Origin of the sequence: Bradyrhizobium sp., from assembly GCF_049798375.1 — a bacterium.
Taxonomy (GTDB): domain Bacteria; phylum Pseudomonadota; class Alphaproteobacteria; order Rhizobiales; family Xanthobacteraceae; genus Bradyrhizobium.
In genome coordinates, this window is record NZ_JBARGP010000402.1 from 1 (window position 1) to 9,671 (window position 9,671).

Genomic DNA, 9,671 nt, shown 5'->3' on the forward strand with positions numbered 1-9,671 from the left:
CGGTCTCGACCGCCACTTTCGATGCCCGGTTTGGATCGAGCCGGTCCGCCACCGTCTATCCCGCGAGCGATGTCGTGCAGGCGCTCGACCGTTTCGCAACCCACGCGCTCGATCGCCAGTTGCTCGATGCGCGAGCGGCCCTGGTTAGAGGCATGGGCAACCCCGATCCGGGCTCCGGCGACCTGAGCGCCGGTGACTTCCGGCCGGCGCTGGTCGAAGGCACTACCGTGGCGATGCCGGCACCCGGCGTGCCGCTGCCGCGGCCGCGTCCCGTAGCCGCCAACCTGCCAGCCAGCCTGGTGCCGTCGTCGTTGGCGCAGGTCGATCCAGGCGCCCGCGGCGATGATCGCTCGCTGCTGCAGAAGCTGTCCGATCTGCTGCCGCACCCGGTCAGACTTGCCTCGCTGGGCCCCGATACCGGCATCATCCGTTCCAACGTCGATCTCGGCGCGCTCGGCTATGACCGCCAGACCGCCGTCTACGATCTCACCGGCAAGATGTTGTATCTGCCCTCGGGCATCGGCCTCGAAGCCCATTCCGGGATGGGCGATCTGCGCGACGACCCCGATCATGTCTCGCAGCGCATGGTGGGCGCAACCCCGCCCGCCACCTACGAGCTGAAGCCGCGCGAGAAGCTGTTCCACGGCGTCCGTGCGCTGCGCATGACGGCGGTCGAAGGCTCGGCGCTCGGCCGGGTCGGCTTGCTCACTCACCCCTACATGCTCGGTCCGGACGGCGATTCCAACGGCTGCGTTTCGATCAAGAACTACGATCGCTTCCTCAAAGCCTATGACGACGGCGAGGTCTCGAAGCTCGTCGTCGTGTCCAGCCTCCGATCCGTGGTCGCCACCCGGACCGCGCAGAAGTCGCCGGACCAGTGACGCTTTGCCGGAGTGGCAACGCGGCTGTCTGATCATGAAGTTCCTTCCACATGCGGGCCGACCCGCTTTCTGCGCCAGCCAAATTCAAAAGCGCGCACGAATCATATTTGCTAATGCCATCCATGATTCCGGGTCTCGCAGCGCCATGATCTCATCGGTTATGGCGGCGAGCTTGAGGGGATCCGAGCACTCGTTTCCGGAGCATTGATAATGAGCGACCCCGAAAGCTCTGAAACGCGGCTGCGCACCACCTTCAACATCAAGGTGAACGGTAAGCCGACCGCGATTTCGACTGTGGGGCAGGCCTACCAATTCCTGTCCAGTCTCAATTCCGTGGAATGGATGGAGTTCAAGTCGCAGCACGACGAGGCCATGGCCTTGCTGCAGGCAGCCGCCGACAATGCCATCATGGCCATCCAGGCCACCAATGCCGTGCGCACGCTGTTCGTGAACGCGAAGCTGCTGTGAGATGAGGGCGGCCCGCTGCGGGTCGAAATGCGAAACCTCGTTTGGTCCCGCTGTGATTCCCACACATTGCTGTCGTCGCCCCGGCTTGCCGCCTTCGCCAAAGCTCCGGCGCGCCCTTGAGTGCGCGGCCGCGTCGAAGCCTTGGCGAAGACGGGACCGGACGACCCGGCATCCCAGAGACAGTTGTGATTCGTCGAGGAGCCGCGGCGTCCTGGATCGCCCCCTTCGGGCGATGAACGATCGGAAGCATGGTCGCATCGTTGCCTCGTTACAGATAACCCACCGCGTTCTCGCGGCGCTATTCGCGTCCGAGTGATCCATGATCATGACCCTCCCAAGGAAGGAGGGCGCAGGGAATGCCGGGTGAGGGCCTCACCCATGGCCCGCGTGCGAAAAGAAGTGCACGCGGCGGTTACCACAGGTTCAGCCGGATCATCCGGCATTCCCCGCGCGATGGTTTTAACGCTTATACGCGCTCTCCTTGGGGACCGGCTGTCTTGCCCCCATCGCTTGCCGGATGCGTGAGACGCATCATAACAAGCTTGGCCTCAGCACCGGGAGGCCAGGACCACACGATTTCACGTCCGCGAAGCGCCGTTCGTCGGCATGCGAAGCATGCTGCCGACACCTCGCGTCCACCGCATCCCCGCCTCGCGTGTCGTGACGATCGCGCGCAACGCCCCTCCGTGGTGAAGCGGGATGGGGAGATAGAACATCAATTTCCGAAAAAGCGAAAGAGATTTATTTTCGGTCGACCGTCTTGACGGTAGCGATCGCCTTGATCGGCTTTTGCAAATTGGCTTTTTGGCGCGACGAATTCGAGGTCGCGCTCGTGCATGACGGGCCGCCCGGTGCGGAGCAATCGCGCAAAAATCGATCGCCTGATTCGCCCCACGGGCTATCCGGACGACAGCGGGTGAGCCTCATGAGTTTGCCGACGGGCAATCCGGGGGACGGCGTCGGCCGCGACGACGGTGGAGGCTAATCCTTCGAGTTTGCTCGATGGTGATTTATCCGACGAATGGCCAACTATTCGGCCGGCTCGCGTTCGAATTCCATTTCGGTCATCTCGGCGTCTTCATGCGCGGCCTCTTCAAGGTCGGCGTCATCGAGATCGGGCTCTTCGAAATCGGATTCATCGACCTCGCGGAGGTCGCCGTCCGGGCTCTCCTGCTCCTCAGCCTCCAGCTCCTGGGCTTCGAAATCCTCTGCCGCGAGTTCGGCTGCGACCAGCGCTTCGGCTTCGAGTTGCTCGTCGGCCGGTTCGTCCGCCGAGGGCGCCACGATCGGCTCCGGTTTGACCTTGTACCAGGAGAACCTCTCCGCCAGCGTCGCTTCGAATTCGCGCGGCTGGAAATCGCTGCCGTCATTGTCGAGGATGACAACTTGCCAGCCTTCGCTCTGCATTACCTGGGCATTGGCCAGAACGATCAGCGCACTCTCACGCTGCTTGCGGACCTTCTGATTGTTCCGCTCTGCGATCATCGTATACGCCATGACCTGCCTTCCTGACGCTAACTCGGTACGCGATCAGAGTGTGCGGGGGCCTTGGCCGCAATGCGTTCGGCTCGTGACGATTTGGCGGCGCATCTCGGTTCCCATCGTGGCGCGCGCGCCGCGCATTGCGGTATCAGGCGCTAAGGCGCCGCAGCTGATGCAGCCGCGGCTGCACAATTTGCGCTGATGCATGCGGGCAAGATGCAACAGGCGCCAAAATTGTGCTGCACGGACCAGCGCGAATCTTGAAGGCGCGCCTTGACGTGTCATGATTTGATTCTGCTGCGGCAACTGCTTCGCAACGATGAGACGGGATTTGGGGCGTCGTTGCGAGGGCGTTGATCGAACGACTGATCAAATAGCAGCCAGACAACGCGGTCGATCGAGCAACGACGATCTTCGACGGACAATATTCGACGGACAATTCGACTCTTGGGGGCGACGGAATGATGCGGACTGGTCTGTTCACGGTACGAAACTTCAATGCGATGCTTGCGGGGGTGGCGCTCCTGACGCTGCTGCCCAGCGCGAGCCAGGCTTTCACCGAAGACGATCAGCGCAGGCTGTGCACCGGGGACGTATTCCGGCTGTGCTCGTCGGAAATCCCGGACCGGGAACGGATCATCGCCTGCATGCGCCGCCAGCGCGTCAACCTGAGCGAGGGCTGCCGCAGCGTATTCGGAAAGCCGACCGAGCGATCGGCATCGGCCGACGGCTGGTCGCGATAGACTGCCCTCACATCATATCTGCGACAGAGCCCGGAATGCAGGTCATGTTCCGGGCCCTGCGCTTTCAGCATGACGGCTTCAGAGCGGAGCCGGCACGACCTGGATGCGCGCCATCATGCCTCCGTCCTCATGCTCGAGAATGTGGCAGTGATAGACGAACTCGCCGAGCTCCGCGAACGGGATATCCAGCACCAGCGTGGTCGATTGGCAGTGACCTGAACGCCACTGGCCGATGGTGCAGACGCCGTTCTGATTGTTGTTGACCTGATCCATGATGGTCGAATCCGGCGTCGCCACGCCGAGCGGCATGTTGTCCTGCAAGACGGTGCCGCCAGCTCCCTTCTTGGCGAAGCGGGTCTGGTGAATGTGGAAGTTGTGGTTCTCGGTCGAAAGCTGGACCAGCTCCCAGGTCTCGTGCACCGGGGTCTGGCCGGGGCCGAGCGGCAGGCAAACCGTGGCTTGCGCCGGATCGAATTGGGCGAGCTGGTCTGCCGCAGGCTTCTGCGAGCCGGGCACCACGTGGCCGTTCTGGTCGACCTCTTCATAGCCGAGCGCGAAGGTGTTGTTCACCGTCACGTCGGAGAAGCCGAAGAAGATGCGGCGGTGACGGCCGGCGGCCAGTGCAGCGCATCCGGCCGGAGCCGGCGCTGCTGTCGCCGACGGCACCGCGGCACTCAGAATGCCTGAGCTCTGCTGGTTCAGTGCAGCGGCGTCGCTCGGCCCGCCCACCACCACCTGCGTGTTGGTGTATTGCCGCGGGCCGGACTGATTGAACTGCACCTTGGCGAGATCGACCGCAGGCCAGGAATCGCCGGAGCCCATGGTGAGTCCGACCATCTTGAACGTCGCGGAGGCGCCGCTCGACAAGAACCTGCTGGTGGTGAGCGCAAAGTGCCACGACAGCGGCGGCAATGCGTTCCTGTGCGAGGTCAGCTTCATCTCGAAGAGCGATGCCGCTCAGCAGCTCTATCTCGACATCGTTGCGGTGACGCGCGCCGAGGACGGCTGGGTGCTCAAGAGCGGGCTGTGCCGACGCTGATGCGTCGGCGACGAGGTCGAATACCATCGCAGATGATGTTGATGTGATCGTCCTTGCGATGCAGCACAATCGTCTTGTGCCGACGCTGACGATGGGTTCTATGGGCGGTGCCGCAATCGGAGACCGCCATGACCTATCGCATTCTCGTCCTCTACGGATCCTATCGCTCCGACCGGATGGGCATTCGGCTGGCTCAGTTCGTCATCGATGGCCTCAGCGCGATGGGCCATGAGGTCGAGCTGATCGACGCCAAGGCGATTAATCTGCCGATGCTCGACCGCATGTACAAGGAGTACAAGCCGGGCGAGGCGCCCGCCGAGCTGGAGGAGCTCGCCGGCAAGATCCGCAGCGCCGATGGCTTCATCTTCGTCACCGGCGAATATAATTGGGGCATCCAGCCGGGGTTGAAGAACCTGACCGATCATTTCCTGGAGGAATGGTTCTGGCGGCCGGCCGCGATTGCGAGCTATTCGGCCGGGCGCTTCTCCGGCGCGCGCGCGGCGACGGCTTGGCATGGCACGCTGTCGGAGATGGGCATGGTGGTGGTGTCGAGCACGATCGCGTCCGGGCCGATTAGCCAGACGCTGTCGGCTGAAGGGCAACCGATAGGCGAGGGCGGCAAGGCGCTGCAGCGCGCTTTCCCGCGCTTCGCCGACGACCTGCTGTGGTGGGTGGAAGCGGCCAAGGCGCAGCATGCGCGGAAGAGGCCGCCGTATTGAATTCGACTCTCACCCCGTCATTGCGAGCGAAGCGAAGCAATCCAGAGTCGCGCAAGGAGTCTGGATTGCTTTGTCGCTTACGTTCCTCGCAATGACGGAGCAATGCCGTCGATGATATCAGCGTTGCTCGTCGCTGCTGCCGCTCGCCACCGGCCTGTGCTCGGTCTGCGCTGCTGCGCCATGCTCCTGGCACGGCAGCGCGGTCCAGGTGCCGTCCGCCGCCTGCTGATAGGCGTGACAGGCTGACGAGTTCGTCTGCTCGTCGGCCGTCTTCTGGGTTTGAGAGTTCCTTGCCAGTGCGGGCGCAGTCGTCGCGACGAAGGCGGCCAGCGAACTGACGAGGATCATGTTTGCAATCCGCATCCTTGTTCCTCCTGCTGGAAACGTGCAAATTCTCAGACCCGAATTATGGAAACTTTGCGGCAAACGCGCCGCCTGTGGTCCGGCGTGACTAATACTTTCTTGTAGTTCTCCCCATGCCGTTTACGGCTTTACGTCGGGCTGCGGTGGATCGAAGGCGCGAATCGGCAGCAGGGTGCCATCGTACTTCTCGCAATCCAGCACGGTGACCTGACCGCAGCAGCCCTGCGCCAGCTTTGAGGTTCCGACGTCGCGGGTCAGCACGTTCGGATTGCCGTGGATACAGATCGGCTGATCACCGCCGGCAGGATCCGGATCGTACCAGGCGCCGGTCGAGAGCTGGACCACGCCCGGCATCACGCGGTCGGAAAGCTTTGCACCGGCAAGACAGGCGCCACGGTCGTTGAACAGGCGCACGACGTCGCCGTCCTTGATGCCGCGCATGGCTGCGTCTTGCGGATTGAGCCGCACGACCTCGCGACCTGCCACCTTGCTGGCCTGGCTGTGGCTGCCGAAATCGAGTTGGCTGTGCAGCCGCGTCGCCGGCTGGTTGGCGATGAGGGTCAGCGGATGGCGTGCGCTCGTGGCTTCCGTGCTCGGCATGAAGGCCGGATGCCCCTGGCAATCATCGTAGCCGAACCCGGCGATGGTCTCGGAGAAGATCTCGATCTTGCCGCTCGGCGTTGCCAGCCTGTGGCTATCAGGATCGGCACGGAAGGCGCGCAGGAAGCCGCCATCGTCGGGACCGGAGGGCAAAGGCAGCTCACCGCGCGCCCAGAACGTCTCGAAATCAGGCGCATCCCAGCCGGCGGCCGCGAGCGCCGCGCGCGTCGGCTCATAGAGATGCGCCAGCCACTGCCTGGCATCGCGGCCCTCGGTGAACGGCTCGCCGGCGCCCATGCGCTCGGCCAAGCCGGCGAGGATGGTGTAATCGTCGCGCCCTTCGCCGATCGGCTCCACGACCTTGCGCATCGCCACCAGCAAGGGGTCGGTACCGGCGGCGCCGATGTCATCGCGCTCCAACGTCATCGTCGCCGGTAGCACGATGTCGGCGAATTTGGCCATCGGCGTCCAGGCGCTCTCATGCACCACGATGGTCTCCGGCATCTGGAAAGCGCGCCGGAGACGATTGATGTCCTGGTGATGGTGGAACGGATTGCCGCCGGCCCAATAGACCAGCTTGATATCGGGATAGCGCCGCGTCTTGCCGTTGTAGTCGTACGATCCGCCGGGATCGAGCAGCATGTCGGCGACTCGCGCCACCGGAATGAAATCGCTGAGGGCGTTGCGCCCCTGCGGCAGGGTCGGGCTCGGCACTGCATTGACGCGCCGTCCGGTATGGCCGAGCGCGCCCAGTGCATAATGATAGCCGCCGCCTGGTAGGCCGATCTGGCCGAGCATGGCAGCGAGCACCGCGCCCATCCACACCGGCTGCTCGCCATATTGCGCCCGCTGCAGCGAATGCGACACCGTGATCAGGGTGCGCCCGCGCGGCATGCGGCGGGCGAGACCGCGGATTGTGTCAGCCGGGATGCCGGTGATGTCAGCGGCCCAGCGCGCGTCCTTGGGCGTGCTGTCGTCGCGGCCGAGCAGATAGCGTTCGAAGCGCTCGAAGCCGGTGGTGTAGCGGGCAATGAAATCCGCATCGTGCAGCTTCTCGAGCAGCAAGGTATGCGCGAGGGCGAGCATCAGCGCCACGTCGGTGCCGACCTTGAGCGGCAGCCAGCTAGCCGCGGCCTGCTCGGGCAGATCGTCGCGCAACGGGCTGATGCAAGTGAAGCAGGCGCCGCGCGCCGCCGCACGCGCCATCGCATCACGCTCGATGTGACGGCTGATGCCGCCCGAGGCGACATCGGCGTTCTTCACCGCCATGCCGCCGAAGGCGAGCACGAGATCCGTGTGTTCGGCGATCTGTTCCCAGGTGACGTTGTGGCGGGAGATGCCTTCGAAATTGCCCATCACATGCGGCAGGATCACCGCCGAGGCGCCGGCGCTGTAGCTGTTGACCGAGCGCACATAGCCGCCGAGCGCGACGTTGAGGAAGCGGTGGAGCTGGCTCTGCGCGTGATGGAAGCGGCCGGCGCTGGCCCAGCCATAGGAGCCGCCATAGACGGAAGCCGCGCCGTGCTGGTCGCGCACGCGTGACAGCTCGGCCGCGAGCAGGTCGAGCGCCTCGTCCCAGGGCAGCGCAACGAACGGGCTGTCGAAACTGCGCGGATGCCGCGACTTGTTCAGCCAGGATTTGCGGACCATCGGCCGCAACACGCGCGCGCGGTGCCTAAGCGCGGTCCGGAAATTATCCAGGATCGGCGAGGGCGCGGGATCGGTATGATAAGGCTTCACCTCGAGCGCGTTGCCGTCCCAGCGCGCCGAAAATGCGCCCCAATGCGCGCTATGAGGACTCCAATCGCCGCCGTCCTGCGTCATGTCGTCGCCTGCATGGTTAATGATGCACCGAAGTTTGCTGGTATCTGGTCAGCTCGGATTCACTCTCATACGATCTATTCTGGCATTGCGCCGCGCGTGGCGCTAAGAGCATTCAAGCGCAAAGCAGCACCTTCATTTATTGCCCGATCGGATGTCCCGGACAAGGATCGGCGCGTGTCGACATGTGTCTGCGGCATGCGGCCATGTCGTCGCATCGGCTGTCCCGGCGGGTCGCGCGGTGTGGCGAAGATGTTGCCGCTGTCGTCAGTTGCGTTCAAGCTTGTAGCGAGCAATGACCAGATCACGACTGCCTTCTCTCATCGCGTTGCGCGCCTTCGAGGCGGTCGGGCGCACGGGCAGTGTGCGCGCGGCCGGCGACGAGCTCGCGGTCAGCCACACCGTGGTGTCGCGCCATCTGCAGAATTTGCAGCGCGCCCTGGGCGTGGCCCTGGTGCGCGCCGAGGGCCGCGGCATCGCGCTGACCAGCGCCGGGCAAATGTTCCACGCCCAGGTCACACAGGCCTTCGATATCATCGCCCGCGCGGTCACGATGATCCGCCCGGCGGCGCGGCCGACCCTGAACATCTGGTGCATTCCGGGCATCGCCAACCGCCGGCTGCTGTCGCGTTTGCCCGAGCTGACCGGGCCGCCGCGCAACTGGGACATCAACCTGCAGCCGACGCTCTCCCATCCGGACCTGCTGCGCGGCGAGGCTGATGCCGAGATCGTCTATGCCGATGCCATCGACACCAAGGGACCGTTGATGGCGGAGGCGTTGATGCGGCCACGGGTGTTTCCGGTGGCAAGTCCCGCCTATCTTGCGCGCTATCCGGTGGTCACCGATGTGTCGGAGCTTGCCAAGGCACAGCTCATCCATGAAGAGTCGAGCGAGCAGTGGGAGCGCTGGTTTGCGCTCGCCGGCCACGCCGAGCCGGGGCCGTTGCGCGGGCAGCGGCTGTGGCATGCCCACCTCGCCATCGAAGCGGCACGTTACGGGCAGGGCGTCGCGCTCGCTAACGAAGTGCTGGTCGGCGACGATCTGCGCAGCGGCGCGCTGGTCGAGGTGATCCCGTCGGTGATCTATCTCGAATCATACCAGCTGGTGGCGCTGAAGGAGCGCTGGGACGATCCCGCCATCGTCGCGCTGCGGGTATGGCTGAAGAAGGTGCTCGCGGAGTAGGCGATTTGCGGCTAGCCCGGCCAAGCCTTGCGCGCAGCGAACGCTTATTGCATCCGGCCCAACGCGTCGGCGAAGGGCAGCGCAAAGATCTCGTCGCCGAGATCGTCGGCGATATGCAGCACCCATTCGCGCCAGTCGTCGGTCGTCTGGGCTGAAATCAGCGACCGCATCACGCGCGCGGCGTGATCGCGCGCCTCGGCGAGATTGGTGACGGCCGCGCCGCGGCGGTCGATCAGGATCTCGTTGGCATTGGAGCAGTGGAAATAGACCTGCGTCATCTTCCGTCTCCTATTCGCAAAACAGCGATTCGTATCCAGGCATAACAGTGGCGAAGTGAAGGTGAAATTCGGATGTACGCGGTGTGGTAATACT

Annotated in this window: 11 protein-coding genes; 6 read left to right on the top strand and 5 right to left on the bottom strand. The window is 64.2% G+C overall.

Going from position 1 to position 9,671, the window contains the following annotated elements:
• Together WA702_RS17130 and WA702_RS17135 are read left to right on the top strand one after the other, a co-directional pair.
• On the top strand, positions 1-881 hold an 881-nt coding region (locus WA702_RS17130), incomplete at its 5' end, for a DUF2778 domain-containing protein (RefSeq protein ID WP_425111725.1).
• Between the two features lie 210 nt (positions 882-1,091).
• Entirely contained in the window at positions 1,092-1,349 is a 258-nt protein-coding gene (locus WA702_RS17135) for a hypothetical protein (RefSeq protein WP_425111726.1), read from the top strand.
• 1,029 nt (positions 1,350-2,378) lie between these two features.
• Here WA702_RS17135 and WA702_RS17140 read toward each other — a convergent pair.
• Entirely contained in the window at positions 2,379-2,846 is a 468-nt protein-coding gene (locus WA702_RS17140) for a hypothetical protein (protein WP_425111727.1), read from the bottom strand.
• 449 nt (positions 2,847-3,295) lie between these two features.
• On the opposite strand from WA702_RS17140, the gene WA702_RS17145 reads away from it, so the two are divergent.
• Positions 3,296-3,574 carry a hypothetical protein gene (locus WA702_RS17145; RefSeq protein WP_425111736.1) on the top strand — a complete coding sequence of 93 codons (279 nt, stop codon included), beginning with the start codon at positions 3,296-3,298 and terminating at the stop codon, positions 3,572-3,574.
• 78 nt (positions 3,575-3,652) lie between these two features.
• On the opposite strand, the gene WA702_RS17150 is transcribed toward WA702_RS17145, so the two are convergent.
• On the bottom strand, positions 3,653-4,411 hold the full coding sequence (locus tag WA702_RS17150) for a multicopper oxidase domain-containing protein (RefSeq protein WP_425111728.1): 759 nt from the start codon (positions 4,409-4,411) through the stop codon (positions 3,653-3,655).
• On the opposite strand from WA702_RS17150, the gene WA702_RS17155 reads away from it, so the two are divergent.
• A complete protein-coding gene (locus WA702_RS17155) occupies positions 4,398-4,613 on the top strand; it encodes a hypothetical protein (RefSeq protein ID WP_425111729.1) in 216 nt (71 codons plus the stop codon). The genes WA702_RS17150 and WA702_RS17155 overlap by 14 nt on opposite strands.
• A 128-nt stretch (positions 4,614-4,741) precedes the next feature.
• Positions 4,742-5,332 (top strand): NADPH-dependent FMN reductase, encoded by a 591-nt coding sequence (locus WA702_RS17160; RefSeq protein WP_425111730.1) that lies wholly within the window; start codon positions 4,742-4,744, stop codon positions 5,330-5,332.
• A gap of 117 nt (positions 5,333-5,449) precedes the next feature.
• Here WA702_RS17160 and WA702_RS17165 read toward each other — a convergent pair whose 3' ends face one another.
• Positions 5,450-5,680: a hypothetical protein gene (locus WA702_RS17165; protein WP_425111731.1), complete on the bottom strand. Its 231-nt coding sequence runs from the start codon at positions 5,678-5,680 to the stop codon at positions 5,450-5,452.
• Positions 5,681-5,815: 135 nt separating this feature from the next.
• Complete coding sequence (locus tag WA702_RS17170) at positions 5,816-8,119, bottom strand: molybdopterin guanine dinucleotide-containing S/N-oxide reductase (protein WP_425111733.1); 2,304 nt, start codon at positions 8,117-8,119, stop codon at positions 5,816-5,818.
• 292 nt (positions 8,120-8,411) lie between these two features.
• Between WA702_RS17170 and WA702_RS17175 the strand changes: the two genes are divergently transcribed.
• On the top strand, positions 8,412-9,299 hold the full coding sequence (locus WA702_RS17175) for a LysR substrate-binding domain-containing protein (protein ID WP_425111734.1): 888 nt from the start codon (positions 8,412-8,414) through the stop codon (positions 9,297-9,299).
• Positions 9,300-9,343: 44 nt separating this feature from the next.
• Here WA702_RS17175 and WA702_RS17180 read toward each other — a convergent pair whose 3' ends face one another.
• Positions 9,344-9,577, bottom strand: a complete 234-nt coding sequence (locus WA702_RS17180) for a DUF6894 family protein (RefSeq protein WP_425111735.1) — start codon at positions 9,575-9,577, stop codon at positions 9,344-9,346.
• Positions 9,578-9,671: the final 94 nt, after the last annotated feature.

Bases quoted from the DNA above. Each gene is read 5' to 3' on its own strand.
- WA702_RS17135 (WP_425111726.1), top strand. From the start codon at position 1,092: ATGAGCGACCCCGAAAGCTCTGAAACGCGGCTGCGCACCACCTTCAAC.
- WA702_RS17140 (WP_425111727.1), bottom strand. From the start codon at position 2,846: ATGGCGTATACGATGATCGCAGAGCGGAACAATCAGAAGGTCCGCAAG.
- WA702_RS17145 (WP_425111736.1), top strand. From the start codon at position 3,296: ATGCGGACTGGTCTGTTCACGGTACGAAACTTCAATGCGATGCTTGCG.
- WA702_RS17150 (WP_425111728.1), bottom strand. From the start codon at position 4,411: ATGGTCGGACTCACCATGGGCTCCGGCGATTCCTGGCCTGCGGTCGAT.
- WA702_RS17160 (WP_425111730.1), top strand. From the start codon at position 4,742: ATGACCTATCGCATTCTCGTCCTCTACGGATCCTATCGCTCCGACCGG.
- WA702_RS17165 (WP_425111731.1), bottom strand. From the start codon at position 5,680: ATGATCCTCGTCAGTTCGCTGGCCGCCTTCGTCGCGACGACTGCGCCC.
- WA702_RS17170 (WP_425111733.1), bottom strand. From the start codon at position 8,119: ATGACGCAGGACGGCGGCGATTGGAGTCCTCATAGCGCGCATTGGGGC.
- WA702_RS17175 (WP_425111734.1), top strand. From the start codon at position 8,412: ATGACCAGATCACGACTGCCTTCTCTCATCGCGTTGCGCGCCTTCGAG.
- WA702_RS17180 (WP_425111735.1), bottom strand. From the start codon at position 9,577: ATGACGCAGGTCTATTTCCACTGCTCCAATGCCAACGAGATCCTGATC.